Origin of the sequence: Streptomyces sp. NPDC005281 (assembly GCF_040607495.1) — a bacterium.
In the GTDB taxonomy this organism is placed as follows: domain Bacteria; phylum Actinomycetota; class Actinomycetes; order Streptomycetales; family Streptomycetaceae; genus Streptomyces.
In genome coordinates this window covers 64,564-83,649 of record NZ_JBEXGX010000016.1, presented here as the reverse complement: position 1 = coordinate 83,649, position 19,086 = coordinate 64,564, and the positions used below count along the sequence as shown (strand labels likewise).

Below are 19,086 nucleotides of genomic sequence, written 5' to 3'. Positions count from 1 at the left end.
GGGGTGCTCCCAAAGGCCTTGGAAAGTGGGGGTGTTTGCCGGGTGCCGGAGTGGGTCAGCCGGTGAACCAGCGGACAGGCTTCGGAGCGAGGTTCTGGTAGATGTGCTTGCTCTCGCGGTACTCGGCGAGCCCGGCGGGGCCCAGTTCGCGCCCGACGCCGCTGCGGCCGAAGCCGCCCCACTCCGCCTGCGGGAGGTAGGGGTGGAAGTCGTTGATCCAGACGGTGCCGTGGCGCAGCCGCCCCGCGACACGGCGGGCACGGCCGGCGTCGGTGGTCCAGACGGCGCCCGCGAGCCCGTACTCGGTGTCGTTGGCGAGCGCGACGGCCTCGTCCTCGGTGGCGAACGTCTCCACGGTCAGGACGGGCCCGAAGACCTCCTCGCGCACGACCCGCATCCCGCGGTGGCACTGGTCGAGCACGGTCGGCTCGTAGAAGTAGCCCGTGGCTGGCCGGACTTCGGACGGTTCGGGCCGCTTGCCGCCGGCCCGCAGGACCGCGCCCTCGGCCAGCGCGGAGGCGACGTACGCCTCGGTCTTCGCGCGCTGTGCCTCGGAGACCAGCGGCCCGCACTCGACGCCGTCCCCGGTGCCGCGGCCGAGCCGGATCGCGCCTGCCCTGCGGGCGAGTTCGGCGACGAAGCGTTCGCGCACCGACTCCTCGACGATGAGCCGGGAACCGGCCGAACAGACCTGACCGCTGTGGATGAAGGCGGCGTTGAGGGCCTGGTCGACGGCGGTGTCGAAACCCTCCTCGGTGGCGCAGGCGTCGGCGAAGACGACGTTGGGGTTCTTGCCGCCGAGTTCGAGCGCGACCTTCTTGACCGTGTCGGCGGCGGCGCGCGCCACCTTCGTACCGCTGGCCAGGCCGCCGGTGAAGGAGACGAGGTCGACGTCGGGGTGCTCGGCGAGGCGGGCGCCGACGGTGTGTCCCGGGCCGGTGACGAGACCCGCGACACCGTCGGGGAGGCCCGCCTCGGCCAGCAGCCGGAGCAGGGCGACGGTCGTCAGCGGGGTGATCTCGCTCGGCTTGACGACAAAGGTGTTGCCGGCGGCGAGGGCCGGGGCGATCTTCCAACTGGCTTGCAGCAGCGGGTAGTTCCAGGGGGTGATCAGGGCGCACACGCCGACGGGCTCGTGCACGACCACGCTGTGGACATCGGCCGAACCGGCGTCCACGACCCGCCCGCCGCCCTCCCCCACCACGAGGTCGGCGAAGTAGCGGAAGGCGTCGGCGACACAGTCGATGTCGACGCGCCCCTCCTCCAGCGTCTTTCCCGCGTCACGGCTTTCGAGCAGCCCGAGCGCCTCGCGGTCACGGACCAGGAGGCCGGCCACGCGACGCAGCAGGGCGGCGCGCTCGGTGACGGGGGTGTGCGGCCAGGGTCCCTCGTCGAAGGCGCGGCGCGCGGCGGCGACAGCGAGGTCCGCGTCCTTCTCGTCCCCCTCCGCGACCACGGCGAAGGGCTCGGCATCGGCGGGGTCGAGGATCTCGCGTGTCGCTCCGGAGAGCGCCGCACGCCACTCGCCGCCCACGTGGATGGTCTGCTCCACCCGCTGTTCCGCCTGCTGCCGCGCCTGCTGTTCCGCCTGCTGTCCTGCCATGGTCGGTGTTGCCTTCCGTTCCTGTTCGATCCCCCTGTGTCACGGGGGTGTCGCCCCCGTGAGCTGTAAGCACCTGCCCCTCGGCCCCCGCCACATGCGCGGCCGTCACCCGAAGTGCGCCGGGTCACTGATAAATCATCCGAAAAGGGACGAGGGCGGGCGATGGACAGCCCCTTTTCCTTTGACTAAAGTCAAAGGAAAAGGCGGCAGGCGTGGGATCGAAAGAAGATGGAGCCGGTGCCGACGGACTCGGAGACCACGGACCAGGTGACGGCGCTGCGGCGGTTCAACCGCTACTTCACGCGGCGCATCGGAGCCCTCGACGACCACTACCTCGGCCAGGACCGCCCGCTCGGCGAGGCCCGGCTGCTGTTCGAGATCGGCGGGGCGGGAGCCTCACTGCGCGAGCTCCGGGCCCGACTCGGCCTGGACGCCGGGTACTTGAGCCGGATGGTGCGGGCCCTTGAGAGCCAGGGCCTCGTCCGGACGAGCGTCCACCCCGGTGACACCAGACTGCGGGTCGCCGGGCTCACGGCCGCCGGGCAGGCCGAGATCAAGGAGCAGAACCGGCTGGCCGACACGCTGGCCGAAGGGCTGCTCAGCGGTCTCGGCCCGCACCACCGGGCGGAGCTGACCGCGGCCCTGGACACGGCGCACCGGCTGCTCCGGCTCGCCACGATCACCGTCGAGACCGTCGACGGCGCCTCCCCCGACGCCCGCGCCTGCCTGGACGCGTACGCCGCCGACATCGACGAACGGTTCCCCGAGGGCTTCGACCCCGCCACCCTCGTCCGGCCCCACGAGGTGTCGGGCGACGCGGGCGCCTTCCTCGTCGCCTACGAGGAGGGCCGGCCCGTGGGCTGCGGCGCGCTGCGGCGTCTGGGTCCCCGGGCGGGCGAGATCCGCCATGTCTGGGTGGACGCCGGGGCCCGTCGGCTCGGCCTCGGACGCCGCATCCTCGACGGACTCGAACAGCGGGCCGCGGAGCGCGGGTTCAGCGTCGTACGACTCGACACGCACTCCGCGCTCACCGAGGCCCAGCGGATGTACCGGGCGTGCGGATACACGGAGATCCCGCGGTACGACGACAACGTGTACGCGGCGCACTGGTTCGAGAAGCGGCTGCCCGGCACCACGCAGGAACCGCCCGCGCGGTAGGCGTCCCGCTTCTCAGGTGAGGTTCGCGCAGGCGGACCCGGTCGGGCAGAAGGAGTTCACGGCTGTCGTGAGCTGCTCGGTCATGTCCGTGCCCGGTGGGCTGCTGGCGACGATGGCGTACGGCGTACCGTCGGCGGCCTGGAAACGGTGGTCGATGTTCTGGGTGGGCCCCTTCTCCTTGCTGTCGTAGCGGTAGCTGAACTCCGTCCAGTCTGCGCCGCTCCGCCGGTCCAGGTACTGGTAGCCCCGGGCTCCCTCCGCGATGGACTGGGCCTGCGCCGAGGACTCCGACACGGAGTCCTCCTTGATCTCGAACACCAGGAGGCTGCGGTCACCGCCGGGTGCCGTGTACGTGACGACGGGCGCCAACTTGCCCTGCTTCTCCTCACGCCCCCAGCCGGCCGGCACGTCCACGGTGTAGCCGACCGGATCGACCGAGCGGCTGTACCCGGGAGCCGGCGCCGGTGCGGTGGTCACGGCCGGAGCGGTGTACGTGCCCTCACCGCCGGAGGTGTTCGAGGTGCCCGGGATCACCCCGGGCTGGGTCGCCGGGACGGTGACCGAGGGACTGGACGCGTGCGCGTCCGGATGCCTCGTCGAGTCGCCCCGGGTAATCGCCCAGAGTCCGCCGCCCACACCGCCCGCGAGGACGGCCACGGCCACGATCACCAGAATCAGCCGCCGCGAGTCACCGGACCCCGGCGGCCGGCCACCGCCACCCGGCGGCACGAAACCGCCGGGCCACGTCTGCGGCTGCGACTGCTGGTGCGACCAGGCGGCCTGGGCCTGCTGCTGCGACTGGGCCCACTGCTGCTGATGGTGTTGCGGCGGCTGCGGCGGATGTGGCGGCGCCGCGCCCGCGGGCGGATGGACGTCAGGCCGCGGCGGACCCGCCTGGGTGGCCGCCGCCCACCACTGCTGATCCCCGGCCGGCGGAACTCCGCCGGCGTCCGCACCGTCCTGAACTCCACCGTCCGGCAGGCCCGTACCGTCGTCGACCCATTGCCGCCGGTCCGCGTCCCATCGCTGCGCCATCCCGTCACCCCCCGCTCCCCGTCGGCCCCACCCGACGCCCCGATCTCGGCACGTTTCCCGCCGAACCCCTGCCCTGCCCCGCCCCCCGGCGGACCGTACGTAACGACGATAGTGAGGATTCCGCCATCGGCACCCCTCTTTATGGCGACAAAGCACATACGTTCGCTACGTACTTTCCATACGCCCAATGCCCCGAACACACCGATGCCCGGGTGGTGTTCACCACCCGGGCATCGCCGGTACTGCTGCGGAACGAACGCCGCCGAGCGCAGCCGGCCGGACAGCGGTCCGGCTCAGCTCAACTCGGTTCGCGTCGGATCAGATCAGGCCGAGGGCGCGGACCGCCTCGCGCTCCTCCTCGAGCTCCTTCACGGAGGCATCGATGCGGCTGCGGGAGAACTCGTTGATGTCCAGGCCCTGGACGATCTCGTAGCGGCCGTCCTTCGTGGTGACGGGGAAGGAGGAGATGAGGCCCTCCGGCACACCGTACGAACCGTCCGACGGGATACCCATGGAGGTCCAGTCGCCGTCCGCCGTGCCGTTGACCCAGGTGTGGACGTGGTCGATGGCGGCGTTGGCGGCCGAGGCGGCCGAGGACGCGCCACGGGCCTCGATGATCGCCGCGCCACGCTTGGCGACGGTCGGGATGAACTCCTCGGCCAGCCACTTCTCGTCGTTCACGACCTCGGCGGCGTTCTTGCCGGCGACCGAGGCGTGGAAGATGTCGGGGTACTGGGTGGCCGAGTGGTTGCCCCAGATGGTCAGACGCTGGATGTCGGCGACCGTGGTGCCCGTCTTCTTCGCGAGCTGGGTCAGCGCGCGGTTGTGGTCCAGACGGGTCATCGCGGTGAAGCGCTCGGCGGGTACGTCCGGAGCGGCGGCCTGGGCGATCAGCGCGTTCGTGTTCGCCGGGTTACCGACGACCAGGATCTTGACGTCGTCCGCGGCGTTGTCGTTGATGGCCTTGCCCTGCGGCTTGAAGATGCCGCCGTTGGCCGAGAGCAGGTCGCCGCGCTCCATGCCCTTGGTGCGGGGGCGGGCGCCGACGAGCAGACCGACGTTGGTGCCGTCGAAGGCGACGTTCGGGTCGTCCGTGATGTCGATGCCCTGAAGGAGCGGGAAGGCGCAGTCGTCGAGCTCCATGGCGGTGCCCTCGGCGGCCTTCAGCGCCGGCGTGATCTCCAGGAGGCGCAACTTGACCGGCACGTCCGCGCCGAGCAACTGGCCGGAGGCGATGCGGAAGAGCAGGGCGTAACCGATCTGGCCGGCCGCGCCGGTGACGGTGACGTTCACGGGAGTGCGAGTCATGGCGTTCTCCGTATGACAGCTGGCGGTGGGGCGTCCCTGCCCCGGGTGCAGGATCGTCCCCTGCAACCACCGCAATGATCGATCAAAGGTTCCGATGATCGATCTCTCGGCGTCAAGAGAGATCCGCCGCCAGGCTATCGCGCATCCGGGACGCCGGACGTCAGGGTCCGTGTGGCCCACCCCACAGATGCCCCGCGGATCCCCCGGGTGGGCGGTCGCCGGGCTCGGGAGAGGGTGAACTCGGCGACCGCCAAAGGGGGTACCAGGAACTCCGGGAAGGGATCTCCCCCCTTCCCGACAGCGCCGGATCCCGTGGGGGTACGGTCCGCCTGCCCCCTCAGAACCAGCTCAATCCCCCAAACCCGAAGTTTTCTCCACCCACCACCAAAGCACCTTCCGACCCCCACACCTCAAGCACCGAAGGTCCCCCACCAAGCCACCACGCAGCCGAAGCCGCAGCCGGAAACGCTCCCGCAGCCGGAAACGCACGGAAGGGGCCGTGCCGGTACATCAATGCCCGTCGCCACCGACGCTCACGCCTCACCCAACGGCGACGGGCTGATGCACCGGCACGGCCCCGACCCAACCACCGGACCGGAACCGCGGGCCGCACAACACCGTTGCCCAGCACCGGCACCGGCACAGGCACAGGCACCGAACGCCGGCGCGAGCGCACCCGCTACGAGGTGCACCCCCGCTGCCCCGACCTGAGCACCGCGCAAGCCTTCGCGGAACCGGCGACCTTCACAGCGACCATCGGCGTGTACGTGTACACGTCCGCGCCCGCCACAGCCGTCTGCGTCGCCGCTCCCCCCGAGGACACCTCGACCCGGTCCCCCGCTCCCGCCCGCGTGGCCCGGGCCCAAGCCGCCCCGCACGTCTTGCTGTACCGCACCTCCACCAGCGTGGTCCCCACCGTCACACTGGTCGTCGTCGTGGTCAGCCGGCCGCCGCAGCCCATGGTCTCGGGGTCCTTCCCGGTGCACGAGGCCCCACTGCACTTCACCCCGGGCGGCAGATCGGGCCGAGCGCTCACGGAGGCCGCCGGCGTCTTCGGCGTACCGCCCGCGTCCTTCTTCTCCCCGCCCCGGGTGAGGTAGACGGCGGCCGCGCCAACGACCAGGACCCCCACGACACCGGTGAGGAACACGGTCAGTCGCCGCTTCCGCCGGGCGGAGCCGGCACCCGCGGGCCGCGCGTCCTCCGGCTCAGGCCCTCCGCTCCCAACCTCGCCCCCGCCCTCGCCCTCGACAGCCCCCCAGCCGCCCTTCTTGGCCGAAGGCGGCCCGAACTCCCCCAGCGCGGCGCGCGCCCGGGACACCCGTATCGCCTCCATCGTCGAGTCGTGACGCATCTCCGAACGGCTCCAGGCACGCTCGGCCAGCTCCCACATCGTCGCCAGATGCACGGGACTGGCCCCGGTCGCCTCGGCCAGCGCGACGACCGCTCCCTTGGGCGCGAGCAGCCCGCCGTTCAGGTAGCGCTCCCAGGAGGTCCTGCTGTAGCCCGTGCGGTCGGCCACCGCCGCGATGCCCAAGCCGCTCCGGTCGACGAGCAGTCGCAGCTGACCGACGAACTCCGTGACCCGCGGATCGAGTTCATCCGGCAGGGCCTTCCAACGAGCCATTCATTTCCCCCTACTTCCCCCGGAACGTGCCCAATTGTCGTCGCACGCCCGCCGGGCCACGGTCCAGTGTTCCACCGGCGCGGACGGGAGGGCAGAGGGCGGTGGATCAAGAGGTCAACGCCCCTTCTGCCAGCCAGAGTTGAACGGTTCCCGTCATACGGCGCGCACACCGTGCCGGAATGGTCACTTCCGTGCCACAGGGGACCGCGAGCTGTTGAACGGCACGTACTCGTGCACAAGGGTTGACCCCGGGCGGAACACTCGCCCGACCGCGGCCCGTCCTTGACTCGGGGGAGAGGACGGGCCGCCGTCGTTTCCGGAACGAGAACCCGAACCACGCGCGTGGACGTGGACGCAGATCCGGACGCAGACGTGAAGGTCACGGAAACGACGAGGCCCGCCCTCCCCGAAGGAGAGGACGGACCACCGGCACGCACAGCCGGGCCGGCACGCAAGCCGGCCCGGGCTCAGCGGACCGTGAAATGCAGGGTGTCGTCCAGGAACGGGATCACCAGCCACGGGTTGGGCTGGGCCATCAGCGCGAGCACCACGATGGCGACGCCCAGGACGCTGTAGGTGAGCATGTCCGTGAAGCGGGAGCGGACCGCGAGCATGCCGACGCTGGGCAGCATCCATCGCATCACGGCACCCGCGAGCAGCGCGGCGCCGATCAGGATCGTGCCGACGCGGAACACGTCGAGCGCGGTGAGCAGCAGGCCGAGCGCGACGGCGGACAGCACGGTGAGGATGGGCCACTGGCGCGCGGGCGCCGGGGCGTCCCCGGACGCCGCCCGGCCGCCGCCCTCGGGACGTGCAGTGTCGCGCGTGAAGAGCGGGAAGCGCCGAGTGACGCGCCGCGGCTTCCCCTGGGCATCGGGCGCGCTGATCGCGTCCCGGACGGTAGCCCCGTCCTCAGCCTCAGCCTCAGACCCGCCCGCAGCATCAGACTCGGCTTCGTCCTCGGACACAGACCCAGACCCAGCCCCGCCCACAGCCTCAGACTCGCCCTCGTCCTCGGACACAGACCCAGCCCCACCCGCGGCCTCAGCCACAGACTCGGCCTTGCTCTCGGTCGCAGCCTCGGCCCCGGCTACGGACCGGACCCCGGCCGCGACCTCAGCCCGGCCCTCAGCCTCAGCCCCGGTACCAGCCCCAGCCCCGGTACCTGCCTCGGCCCCAGGACCCGGCTTCGCCTCGGTCTTCAACTCCGCCTCCCGCACAGCCGACTCGGTGCCGGCGCGCCCCGCGCCGGCCCCGGACTCGTTGGTGTTGCCGTCAGCCGACACTGCGCTCCGCCGCTTCCACCACGTTGACGAGCAGCTGGGCCCGGGTCATCGGGCCGACACCGCCCGGGTTCGGGGAGATCCAGGCGGCGACCTCGGCCACGTCCGGGTGGACGTCGCCGACGATCTTGCCCTCGGCGCTGCGCGAGACACCGACGTCGAGGACGGCGGCGCCCGGCTTCACGTCCTCGGCCCGGATGAGGTGCGCGGAGCCGGCGGCGGCGACGATGATGTCGGCGCGCTTGAGGTGCGCGGAGAGGTCACGGGTACCGGTGTGGCACTGGGTGACCGTGGCGTTCTCGCTGCGCCGCGTCAGCAGCAGCGGCATCGGGCGCCCGATGGTGACACCGCGGCCGACGACCACGACCTCGGCACCCTTGATCTCCACGCCGTAGCGGCGCAGGAGCGTGAGGACGCCGTTGGGGGTGCAGGGCAGCGGGGCGGGCTCGTTGAGGACGAGACGCCCGAGGTTCATCGGGTGCAGGCCGTCCGCGTCCTTGTCCGGGTCCATCAGTTCCAGGATGCGGTTCTCGTCGATGCCCTTGGGGAGCGGCAGCTGGACGATGTAGCCGGTGCAGGCGGGGTCCTCGTTCAGCTCGCGGACCACCGCCTCGATCTCTTCCTGCGTGGCGGTGGCGGGCAGTTCGCGCTGGATGGAGGCAATGCCGACCTGGGCACAGTCGCGGTGCTTGCCCGCTACGTACTTCTGGCTTCCGGGGTCGTCCCCGACCAGGACCGTCCCGAGGCCGGGCGTGACGCCCTTCTCCTTCAGGGCCGCCACGCGGACGGTCAGGTCGGACTTGATCGCGGCTGCGGTGGCCTTGCCATCGAGAATCTGGGCGGTCATGACCCCCATCCTCCCGGATGACGCGGCCCAGGTCCCAATCCGGGGCCGCGGCAACCACGGAACGGCCCGCCCCGCTGCCCTTCCGCCGCACTTCAGCGGCCTCGCGGCGGCCTCCCGGCAGCCGCCGGACGACCGATTCGCCCGTATCCGGCCATGATCACTCATGTTGCACTTGGACAACACATACGGAATCGCGCTGGACAAGTAAGAGACTGCTAAAGAACGATGAGCACATACAGTGCCGCGGGCAGTACCGGGGGGACGGACCGCTCTGTAGAAATTCCTCCGAACCGTGCCGCGCGTAGTCCCCGCACCAGGCAACGGAGGAACCCCGCCATGAGTTTCGGCGACCCGAACAACCCTTACGGCCCGCCGCCGCAGCAGCCTCCCGCCGCACCGCCGGCCGCTCCTCCGGGCTACGGGTACCCGCAGGCCCCGCCGAGCGTGCCCCCGCAGGGCTACGGCTACCCGCAGCAGCCCGCGTACCCCGGCTACCCGGGCGGCAACATGATGCCGCAGACCATGCCGGGCCTGATGGTGACCGCCCGCGTGCTGCTCTACATCGTGGCGGGCGTCCAGATCCTGATCGGCATCTTCGCCATCTTCGGTGCCGCCACGATCAACGACGCGTCCAACGCGGGCGAGGACACCTTCGGCAACAACGGCCTGTCCAACATCGGCCACGACTCCGCGGGCATCATCTTCGTGATCGCGCTGCTCTTCCTGGCCCTCGCGGGTCTGTCGATCACGCTGGGCGTCAAGTTCACCAGAGGCGGCCAGGGCATCCGTATCACCACCATGGTGTACGGCATCCTGGGCTCCCTGTTCGGCGTCCTCGGCCTTATCAACGCGGCGAACGCCAGCTCCTCGGCGGCGCTGGTGTTCTCGCTGCTGTGGATCGGCTTCGGCGGCGTGATGGCGGCGGCGATGATCGCGCCGTCCGGCGCCGCGTGGTTCAACCGCCCCCGCTACTGAACGTCCGCTGCGCACCGAGGGCCGTGTCCACCCCGTACCAGGGGGGACACGGCCCTCGCGTTTCCTGCCGGCTCGGTGGGCCCGGATCACCGGTTCACCGGATCACCGGAACCGGATCAGTGGAACCGGATCAGTGGAAGAAGTGGCGCGTACCGGTGAAGTACATCGTGACGCCGGCCTTCTTCGCGGCCTCCACGACCAGCTCGTCGCGGACCGAGCCGCCGGGCTGGACCACGGCCTTGACGCCCGCGTCGGCGAGGATCTCCAGGCCGTCGGGGAACGGGAAGAACGCGTCCGAGGCGGCGTACGAGCCACGGGCACGCTCGGCGCCCGCCCGCTCGACCGCGAGCTTCGCGGAGTCGACCCGGTTGACCTGGCCCATGCCGACGCCGACCGAGGCGCCGTCCTTGGCGAGCAGGATCGCGTTGGACTTCACCGCGCGGCAGGCGCGCCAGGCGAAGGCCAGCTCGTCGAGCTCGCCCTCGCTGAGGGTGTCACCGGTGGCCAGGGTCCAGCTCGCCGGGTTGTCGCCGTCGGCCTGGAGCCGGTCGGTGACCTGGAGCAGCGCGCCGCCGTCGACGGGCTTGATCTCGACGGGGGCGGCCGGGGCCTTGTGGGCCCGCAGCACGCGGATGTTCTTCTTCTTGGTGAGGACTTCGAGGGCGCCGTCCTCGTACTCGGGCGCGACGATGACCTCGGTGAAGATCTCCGCGACCTGCTCGGCCATCTCCTTGGTGACCGGGCGGTTGACCGCGATCACACCGCCGAACGCGGACAGCGGGTCACAGGCGTGCGCCTTGCGGTGCGCCTCGGCGACATTCGACGCGACGGCGATCCCGCACGGGTTGGCATGCTTGATGATCGCGACGCAGGGGTCCTCGTGGTCGTACGCGGCACGGCGCGCGGCGTCCGTGTCCGTGTAGTTGTTGTACGACATCTCCTTGCCGTGCAGCTGCTCGGCCTCGGCGAGACCGCCCGTGCCGGAGGTGTAGAGCGCGGCGGGCTGGTGCGGGTTCTCGCCGTACCGGAGGGTGTGCGCGCGCTCCCAGGTGGCACCGAGGAAGTCGGGGAACCCGGAGTCGTCGGCCGGCGCGTACGAGGAGGCGAACCAGGAGGCGACGGCGACGTCGTACGCGGCCGTGTGCTGGAAGGCCTCGGCGGCGAGCCGCTTACGGGTGTGCAGGTCGAAGCCGCCGTGCTGGACGGCGCCGAGGACGTCGCCGTAGCGGTCGGGGCTGGTGACGACGGCGACGGAGGGGTGGTTCTTGGCCGCCGCGCGGACCATCGAGGGACCGCCGATGTCGATCTGCTCGACGCACTCGTCGGGGCTCGCCCCGGACTCGACCGTCTCCCGGAACGGGTAGAGGTTGACGACGACGAGGTCGAACGGCTCGACGCCGAGCTCGGCGAGCTGCTGCCGGTGGCTCTCCAGGCGCAGATCGGCGAGGATCCCGGCGTGGACCTTGGGGTGCAGGGTCTTGACCCGGCCGTCCAGGCACTCGGGGAAGCCGGTGAGCTCCTCCACCTTGGTGACGGGCACCCCGGCCGCGGCGATCTTCGCGGCGGTGGACCCGGTGGAGACGAGCTCGACGCCGGCCGCGTGCAGCCCGCGGGCCAGCTCCTCGAGACCGGTCTTGTCGTACACGCTGACGAGCGCGCGACGGATGACCCGCTTGGTGCCCTCGGTGCTCTCGGCCGTGACTGTGCTGTCGGCGGTCACTGGATAACTACCTTTCGTCCCTCGATGCGATAGCCGTTGCGGGCGAGCCGCCCCACGACATCGACGAGCAGCCTTCGCTCGACTTCCTTGATGCGCTCGTGCAGAGCGCTCTCGTCGTCCTCGTTGCGGATCTCGACCACGCCCTGGGCGATGATCGGTCCGGTGTCGACGCCGTCGTCGACGAAGTGGACGGTGCAGCCGGTGACCCGGGCTCCGTACGCGAGCGCGTCACGGACGCCGTGGGCGCCGGGAAAACTGGGGAGCAGCGCGGGATGCGTGTTGACGAACCGGCCGCCGAACCGGGCGAGGAATTCCTTGCCCACGATCTTCATGAACCCGGCGGAGACGACGAGGTCGGGCTCGTACGCGGCGGTCGCCTCGGCCAGTGCCTGGTCCCACTCGTCCCGGCTGCCGTGGTCCCTGACCTTGCGCACGAAGGTCGGGAGCCCGGCACGCTCGGCCCGCGCGAGCCCCTCGATGCCGTCCCGGTCGGCGCCGACGGCCACGATCTCGGCACCGTAGGCCGCCGGGCCCGCCTCCGCGACGGCGTCGAGCAGTGCCTGCAGATTCGTACCTGATCCGGAGACCAGCACGACGAGGCGCTTGGTCTTGGCCACGAGAGGGCCCTTTCTCGGGGGAGCGTTTGTACGGTCGTACGAATGCTTCGCGCCCCGGGATACGGGGAAGTCTACGAAGCGGCCGACCGTCAGCAACGATACCGGCACACCGGGCGGCCCCCACGGGACGGGGGCGAGGCCGGAAGGTAGCGTCTGGGGAGGATCCACCCGGGGACGCCTCCGGCACGGGGAACGCCCTGCGCGCGCGGGACGTTGACCTGGGACGAGGACGAACGTCCGGGGCGTGGCCCCGGCACCACCTGTGACACGGGCCCCGGAGACATCCGGAGCGTGTGTCCGGGGGTACGAAGCTCGGGGCGCGAGTCCGGAGTGCGAAGCTCGGGACGTCTGTCCGGGGCGGACCGGCCCGAGGCGTCAGCCCGGGAGGACCGGCTCGGGGCGCGCGTAACGAGCGGCCAAACCGTGTGGACACGCCTGCCAGAACCACCAAGGGGAAGACGCTCACCTGATGCCGGACCGCAGTCTCCGACTCCCTCCGCTCCTGCTGCGCGAGCGGCGTCCTTCGTCCACCCCGCCGAAATCGGGCGGGGACGGCTCCACAGGCGGGCCCGGCTCCGCGGACGGGAACGACGGCGGCTCGGCGGGAGGAGGCGGCGGCCCCTCGGAAGAGCACGGCCCCGACGCGCCCGGCACTCCCCCTGCCGGCCCGGCCTCTCCCTCCGGCCAGGACGACAACCCGTTCGCGCCGCCGCCGGAGGGGACACCCGACCGGCCCTGGCAGCCGCGCCGGCCCGGACAGGGCTCCGGCGAGAGCGGCGGGGACGGACAGCAGGACCCCGGCAACTCCCCGTGGGGCAGCCAGTGGAGCGACCGGCAGCCCGGACCTTCAAGCGGCGGCGGTTTCGGCGACCGGCCGGGCGCGCCGCAGGGGCAGGGGCAGGGGCAGGACGGTCCCGAAGGTCCGGGCGGCACGCCCGGCGGGGGCATGCGCTGGGACCCGACGGACCCGGCCCAGCGCCGCGCCCGGTACGCGCTGCTCTCCGGCATGTGGGCGTTCTTCTTCGTCCTCTTCGGCTGGCCGTATGTGGCGCTGCTGCTCGGCGCGCTCGCCCTCTACTGGGGCGGCAGCGCGCTGCGTTCCAAGGCCCGCGCGGCGAACCCGGACGCCCCGGCACCCGATCCGAACAATCGCCCGCAGATGACGGCCGCGGTGAGCGGCATCGTGACCGCGTCGCTGGCCATCGTGCTGGTCGCCGGGGTCTTCACGGCCCACCTCGTCTACAGCGACTTCTACTCCTGCACGAACGACGCGCTGACGAACGCCGCCAAGCAGTCCTGCAACGACCTTCTGCCGAAGGACCTGCGCGGACTGCTGGGCACCCACAACTGACGCCCCGCCTCCCGCCCGGCTCCGTCGCCGGGCAGGAGGCCGGTGCCTCGCCGGGCAGGAGGCCGGTCCGCCGCCGGGCTCCCCGGAGCCCGGCGGAACCCGCCGGAACCGCCCGGACCCTCGTGGTCGGGAAACGGTCCCGGGTCAGCGGGCGAGCTGTCCCCATGGCGTCCGGGCCCGAATCCTCCGGCCCGCCCCCGGACCCGGAGCCCTACCCCTCGGGACTCTGGGGGCTCTCGTACGGATTCCCCTCGTCCGCCGGGCCCTTCCGGTCCTCCGGACTCTCCGGCCCCTTCGGCCCGTCCGGCCCGTCCGGCTCGGGAGACCCGCTCGCCTTCCTCAGGGCCTCCCAGCGGGTCTCTCTCGACAGATCCCCGTACCAGGTGCCCGGCGTGGCCTCCCCCGGCAGCGGGTCGTACGGCTCGAACGGGTCGTAGGAGTCGTCGGGGTCGTACGACTCGTACGGGTCGAAGCTCTCGATGACGGACTCCAGCACCCCGGGCTCGACCCGGCCGGCGCCGGACCGCGACCCCTGGAGCGGAACCGGCGTCGGCATCGGCATCGCGGAGGCGTTCCCTCGCCACGGCGTCCAGGCACGCGCCCTGAGCCACGCAGTCCGCCCGATCGCGCGCCTGTCCCGGCGGGCACCCGCACGCCTGACGGCCGCCCGTCCCCGGTCCCTCCATGCGGCCGCGCCCGCCGCGACGGGAATCCCGACGACCGCCGTCCACAGCGCCGTAGCGGGCCCCACCTGCCACCACACCGGCCCGAAATGGGTCAGGGCGCGGACTCCCAGCGGCCCGCCGGCCAGCCCGGCGAGCACACCGAGCGCGACACCGCACCATCCGGCGGCGATCGACACGGCGGTCACCGTCCGCCCGAGCGGCCAGGGCTCCTCCCGGCCCGGGACTCCCTGCGCGGCCCCCGCCTTCACCGTGAACCACGCCACCGTCACACCGGCGGCCAGCGGCACCAGCCCGCTCAGCCAGACCGACGGCGCGCCCGATCCCGCCTGCGGCAGTGCCGCGAGCAGCGGAAACGCGGGGAGCAGCTCGGTCGATGCGTGCGCCCCCGGGACGGTCGCGGTGAGTGGGCCGGCGACATGACCCGCGCTCAGGACGACACCGGGTCCGAGTCCGTAAGCGGCCCCCCACACGGCCGCGTTCGGCACCAGGACCAGGCACAGCAGGAGTACGGCGAACCGGCCCGACCACCCCCCGGTGAGCTGGACGAACGAGGCGCGAGCCGTGTCGCCGTGCCACACGAGCGACGTCGCCACGAGCAGGGCCCCGCCTCCGACGAGGACCGCGACCCCGGCCGCGGCGGCCCGCGCGGCGCCGCCGAGCACCCGGTCGTCGGCGGTGACGAGACGGCGTACGGCCGAGACCGGACGCCCTCCGAGGGGACGCCCCCCGGCGGGCGGAAGGATCTTCGCCGCCCGCTTCCCCCGGAACGGCCTCGGTCCCCACGGGCGCCCGTACGCCGTCCAGACCCCCGCACCCGCGGCGATCACCGCGAGGAGCGGGAGGCAGATCGCCGCCCAGGCCCAGGAGGGACGCAGCGTCCCGCCCGAGGCGTACAGGACCGCGGCCCAGGCGACGGACAGATAGCCGGCCACGACGCCGGCCCACGCGGTACGCGGCGACGACGCCGCCGTGACGTCGGCCGCCTCCCGTGCGGCCCGGTGCAGCAGCCACACCGGAAGGGCGAGGAGAAGAAGAGGAGTCACACCCACCGGCATCGGCAGGCCTGACAGGGTGTCGGTGCGGATCAGCTCCACGCCGTGGGCGAGCAGCCAGAGGGCGGCGGCGGCATGCAGCGCCCCGCCCGGACCGCTGTCCGGATATGGCGAGCTGATCCACAGGACCATGACGAGTACGGCGAACGAGGCGAGCCCCAGCCCCGCGGCGAGGACGCCGCCCAGGAGGCTCGCGGCCAGTCCGGGTGATCGGTCGCGCATCCGGGTGAGCAGGTGCGACAACGAGAGCCTGCGGTCGGTGATTTGGGTCACGGCCCTCATGTTCCCAACGACACGCGCTTTCCCGTCGTAACAGGCGAACCCCGGATGTGTCGCTCAATATGCAGTTATGTACTTTTTCGTACGAAGGGGCAATCTGTGGAACCCGACGTGACACAGAGCCCCGCCACCCCGCTGCCGGCGCCCAAGGAGCGCCGCCGTCTGCGCGAGGAACAGTCGCTGACCCAGACCGACGTGGCGACCCGGCTCGGCGTCAGCCGGGCGACGGTGCGCTCGTGGGAGACCGGCCGTTCGGCCCCGCGCGGGCACATGCGGGAGGCGTACACAAGGCTCCTCACGACCGATCCGGCCCGCGTCCGGGCGGAGGTGAGCATCCCTCAGGAGGAAATCGGGTCCGAGCTGGTGGGGGCCGCCGCCTGCGGGGAACCGGCCACCGTCGACCGCGGGGAACCGGCCATCGCCGTCCCCGGGGAGCGGGCCGCCGCGGGAAGGAAACGTTCCGCCCGAGCCGGGGAGCGATCTGCGCGGCACCTGGCCGAGGAGATGCTCCTCGAGGAGCATCTCGCCGAGGACGGACCCGCCGGCCTCTCCGAGCCGTCCCTGACACCCGCTCAGGCCTTCGACGCGCTCTACGCGTTCTGCGCCCCCGCCCTCGTACGACAGGCCTATCTGCTGACCGGGCGGCGCGAACTCGCCCGCGAGTCCGTGGAACGAGCCTTTCAGCAGGCCTGGTACCGCTGGCCCGAGGTCGCCGTGGACCGGGACCCGGCCGGATGGGTGCGCGCGACGGCCTACGAGTACGCGCTCTCCCCCTGGCACCGGCTGCGCCCGCGCTACCGCCATCCGGAGGCACCGCCCGCCGCGGCCGCGGACCGCGCCCTGCTCGACGTACTCCTCGATCTGCCGCCCGTGTACCGGCGCACGCTGGTGCTGTACGACGGTGTGGGGCTGGGGCTCCCGGAAACCGCGGCCGAGACGGAGGCGAGCACGCCCGCGGCGGCCAACCGGGTGCTGCACGCGCGCGAGGCCGTCACCGCGAAGCTGCCGGAACTGGCGTCGCCGGAGGACCTGCACTGGCGGCTCGCCGAACTCGCGGGCGCGGAGCGGCTGCGGGCGGCGAAGCCCCGCACGGTCCGCTGGTACGGCGAGCGCCGGGCCCAGCAGTGGACCCGGGCGGCGATCGCCTTCACGGTCCTGCTGATCGGGGTGACCGCCCTGACGCTGGGCACGGCCCCGGACCACTACGAGGCTCCCCTCTCACCGCCGGAGACCATCCACGGCCTGCCGCCCAGGGCCGCACCGGGGCCGCTCTCCGCGGCGGAGGTGAAGCTCCGCGCCCGGCTGAGGTCCCAGGAGATGAAGGGCCCGGAGCGGCTGGTCCCCGAGAACCGCTGACGCCCCGGACGGAGAACGCCGGTGGGCCCGCACCCCCCAAAGGGTGCGGGCCCACCGGCATACGGTCTGGCGTCGGCTCAGCCCGCGAGGATCTCGCGCGCGAGCTTGGCCGTCTCGGTCGGCGTCTTGCCGACCTTGACGCCCGCGGCCTCGAGGGCCTCCTTCTTCGCGGCGGCCGTGCCGGAGGAGCCGGAGACGATGGCGCCGGCGTGGCCCATGGTCTTGCCCTCGGGCGCGGTGAAGCCGGCGACGTAGCCGACGACCGGCTTCGTCACGTTCTTCGCGATGAAGTCAGCCGCACGCTCCTCGGCGTCCCCGCCGATCTCGCCGATCATGACGATCAGGTCGGTGTCGGGGTCGGCCTCGAACGCGGCGAGCGCGTCGATGTGCGTCGTACCGATGACCGGGTCGCCACCGATGCCGACGGCGGACGAGAAGCCGAGGTCACGGAGCTCGTACATCATCTGGTACGTCAGCGTGCCGGACTTCGAGACCAGGCCGATGCGGCCCGGCTTCGTGATGTCGCCCGGGATGATGCCGGCGTTGGACTGACCCGGGGTGATGAGACCGGGGCAGTTCGGGCCGATGATGCGGGTCTTGTTGCCCTTCGACTTCGCGTACGCCCAGAAGGCGGCGGAGTCGTGGACGGCGATGCCCTCGGTGATGACGACCGCGAGGGGGATCTCCGCGTCGATCGCCTCGACGACGGCGGCCTTCGCGAAGGCCGGCGGCACGAAGAGGACGGACACGTTGGCGCCCGTCTTCTCCATCGCCTCGGCGACCGTGCCGAAGACCGGGATCTCGGTGCCGTCGATGTCGACGGACGTGCCCGCCTTGCGCGGGTTCACACCACCGACGATGTTGGAGCCGTCCGCGAGCATGAGCTTGGTGTGCTTCATACCCGTGGCACCGGTCATGCCCTGGACGATGACCTTGCTGTCCTTGTTGAGGAAGATAGCCATGGCTGTTTAGTCCCTCGTCCCTTACTTCGCAGCCGCGAGCTCGGCGGCCTTGTCGGCCGCGCCGTCCATGGTGTCCACGCGCTGGACCAGCGGGTGGTTGGCATCCGAAAGGATCTTGCGACCCAGCTCGGCGTTGTTGCCGTCGAGACGCACGACCAGCGGCTTGGTCACAGCCTCGCCCTTGTCGGCGAGCAGCTGGAGCGCCTGGACGATGCCGTTGGCGACCTCGTCACAGGCGGTGATGCCACCGAAGACGTTGACGAACACGGACTTGACGTCCGGGTCGCCCAGGATGATCTCCAGGCCGTTCGCCATGACCGCGGCAGAAGCGCCGCCGCCGATGTCGAGGAAGTTGGCCGGCTTCACGCCGCCGTGGTTCTCACCGGCGTACGCGACGACGTCGAGGGTGCTCATGACGAGACCCGCGCCGTTGCCGATGATGCCGACCTCACCGTCGAGCTTGACGTAGTTGAGGTTCTTGGCCTTGGCGGCGGCCTCGAGCGGGTTGGCCGAGTCCTTGTCCTCGAGCGCGGCGTGGTCCGGCTGGCGGAACTCGGCGTTCTCGTCCAGGGACACCTTGCCGTCGAGGGCGATGACCTTGCCGGAGGCGACCTTGGCGAGGGGGTTGACCTCGACGAGGAGGGCGTCCTCCTTGATGAAGGTGTCCCACAGCGTCACCATGATCTCGGCGACCTGCTCGGCCACCTCAGCCGGGAACTTCGCCTGGGCGACGATCTCGCGGGCCTTCTCGATCGACACGCCTTCGTTGGCGTCGACCGGGACCTTCGCGAGGGCCTCGGGGTTTTCTTCCGCGACGACCTCGATCTCCACGCCGCCCTGAACGGACGCCATGGCGAGGAAGGTGCGGTTCGTACGGTCGAGGAGGTACGAGACGTAGTACTCCTCGATGATCTCGGGCGCGGTCTCGGCGATCATCACCTTGTGGACCGTGTGGCCCTTGATGTCCATGCCGAGGATGTCCGTCGCGCGGGCGACGGCCTCGTCCGGGGTGGCGGCGAGCTTGACGCCGCCGGCCTTGCCGCGGCCACCGACCTTCACCTGGGCCTTGACGACGGACTTGCCGCCAAGACGCTCGGTCGCCTCGCGGGCTGCCTCAGGCGTGTCGATGACTTCACCGGCCAGCACCGGTACACCGTGCTTGGCGAAGAGGTCCCTCGCCTGGTACTCGAACAGGTCCACGCGCGTCCGTCCCTATCAGTGATCTCG

At 71.7% G+C, this 19,086-nt stretch carries 15 protein-coding genes; 4 read left to right on the top strand and 11 right to left on the bottom strand.

Annotated elements, in window-relative coordinates:
• Positions 1-55 precede the first annotated feature (55 nt).
• Positions 56-1,603, bottom strand: a complete 1,548-nt coding sequence (locus ABZV42_RS22865) for an aldehyde dehydrogenase family protein (protein ID WP_356053333.1) — start codon at positions 1,601-1,603, stop codon at positions 56-58.
• Positions 1,604-1,831: 228 nt separating this feature from the next.
• Here ABZV42_RS22865 and ABZV42_RS22860 point away from each other — a divergent pair, with 228 nt between their 5' ends.
• Positions 1,832-2,761, top strand: a complete 930-nt coding sequence (locus ABZV42_RS22860; RefSeq protein WP_356053331.1) for a helix-turn-helix domain-containing GNAT family N-acetyltransferase — start codon at positions 1,832-1,834, stop codon at positions 2,759-2,761.
• A gap of 12 nt (positions 2,762-2,773) precedes the next feature.
• Here ABZV42_RS22860 and ABZV42_RS22855 read toward each other — a convergent pair whose 3' ends face one another.
• The 5 genes from ABZV42_RS22855 to ABZV42_RS22835 form a co-directional block, all read right to left on the bottom strand.
• Positions 2,774-3,796: a hypothetical protein gene (locus tag ABZV42_RS22855; RefSeq protein WP_355976025.1), complete on the bottom strand. Its 1,023-nt coding sequence runs from the start codon at positions 3,794-3,796 to the stop codon at positions 2,774-2,776.
• A gap of 318 nt (positions 3,797-4,114) precedes the next feature.
• The gene (locus ABZV42_RS22850; RefSeq protein ID WP_355976028.1) at positions 4,115-5,104 is read right to left on the bottom strand and encodes a malate dehydrogenase; all 990 of its coding nucleotides are present in this window, start codon (positions 5,102-5,104) and stop codon (positions 4,115-4,117) included.
• Between the two features lie 679 nt (positions 5,105-5,783).
• Positions 5,784-6,731 carry a DUF2690 domain-containing protein gene (locus ABZV42_RS22845; RefSeq protein WP_355976031.1) on the bottom strand — a complete coding sequence of 316 codons (948 nt, stop codon included), beginning with the start codon at positions 6,729-6,731 and terminating at the stop codon, positions 5,784-5,786.
• Positions 6,732-7,198: 467 nt separating this feature from the next.
• Positions 7,199-7,699: a DUF3017 domain-containing protein gene (locus ABZV42_RS22840; RefSeq protein ID WP_356053329.1), complete on the bottom strand. Its 501-nt coding sequence runs from the start codon at positions 7,697-7,699 to the stop codon at positions 7,199-7,201.
• A 307-nt stretch (positions 7,700-8,006) separates the two neighbouring features.
• On the bottom strand, positions 8,007-8,861 hold the full coding sequence (locus tag ABZV42_RS22835) for a bifunctional methylenetetrahydrofolate dehydrogenase/methenyltetrahydrofolate cyclohydrolase (RefSeq protein WP_081218974.1): 855 nt from the start codon (positions 8,859-8,861) through the stop codon (positions 8,007-8,009).
• 336 nt (positions 8,862-9,197) lie between these two features.
• On the opposite strand from ABZV42_RS22835, the gene ABZV42_RS22830 reads away from it, so the two are divergent.
• Positions 9,198-9,836, top strand: coding sequence for a hypothetical protein (locus tag ABZV42_RS22830; RefSeq protein ID WP_355976036.1), 639 nt, complete (start codon positions 9,198-9,200; stop codon positions 9,834-9,836).
• A gap of 130 nt (positions 9,837-9,966) precedes the next feature.
• On the opposite strand, the gene purH is transcribed toward ABZV42_RS22830, so the two are convergent.
• On the bottom strand, positions 9,967-11,556 hold the full coding sequence (purH, locus tag ABZV42_RS22825) for a bifunctional phosphoribosylaminoimidazolecarboxamide formyltransferase/IMP cyclohydrolase (RefSeq protein ID WP_355976039.1): 1,590 nt from the start codon (positions 11,554-11,556) through the stop codon (positions 9,967-9,969).
• Positions 11,553-12,173 (bottom strand): phosphoribosylglycinamide formyltransferase, encoded by a 621-nt coding sequence (purN, locus tag ABZV42_RS22820; protein ID WP_355976042.1) that lies wholly within the window; start codon positions 12,171-12,173, stop codon positions 11,553-11,555. The genes purH and purN overlap by 4 nt, the downstream gene beginning before the upstream one ends.
• A 469-nt stretch (positions 12,174-12,642) precedes the next feature.
• Here purN and ABZV42_RS22815 point away from each other — a divergent pair, with 469 nt between their 5' ends.
• Positions 12,643-13,524, top strand: coding sequence for a hypothetical protein (locus tag ABZV42_RS22815; RefSeq protein ID WP_355976045.1), 882 nt, complete (start codon positions 12,643-12,645; stop codon positions 13,522-13,524).
• 211 nt (positions 13,525-13,735) lie between these two features.
• Here the strand turns inward: ABZV42_RS22815 and ABZV42_RS22810 are convergent, their stop codons facing one another.
• On the bottom strand, positions 13,736-15,544 hold the full coding sequence (locus tag ABZV42_RS22810) for a DUF6350 family protein (protein ID WP_356053327.1): 1,809 nt from the start codon (positions 15,542-15,544) through the stop codon (positions 13,736-13,738).
• A 108-nt stretch (positions 15,545-15,652) separates the two neighbouring features.
• On the opposite strand from ABZV42_RS22810, the gene ABZV42_RS22805 reads away from it, so the two are divergent.
• Entirely contained in the window at positions 15,653-16,897 is a 1,245-nt protein-coding gene (locus tag ABZV42_RS22805; protein WP_355976049.1) for a helix-turn-helix domain-containing protein, read from the top strand.
• A gap of 77 nt (positions 16,898-16,974) precedes the next feature.
• Here the strand turns inward: ABZV42_RS22805 and sucD are convergent, their stop codons facing one another.
• Complete coding sequence (sucD, locus tag ABZV42_RS22800) at positions 16,975-17,859, bottom strand: succinate--CoA ligase subunit alpha (protein WP_355976051.1); 885 nt, start codon at positions 17,857-17,859, stop codon at positions 16,975-16,977.
• A gap of 21 nt (positions 17,860-17,880) precedes the next feature.
• Positions 17,881-19,059, bottom strand: a complete 1,179-nt coding sequence (gene sucC, locus ABZV42_RS22795) for an ADP-forming succinate--CoA ligase subunit beta (RefSeq protein WP_355976053.1) — start codon at positions 19,057-19,059, stop codon at positions 17,881-17,883.
• Positions 19,060-19,086 lie beyond the last annotated feature (27 nt).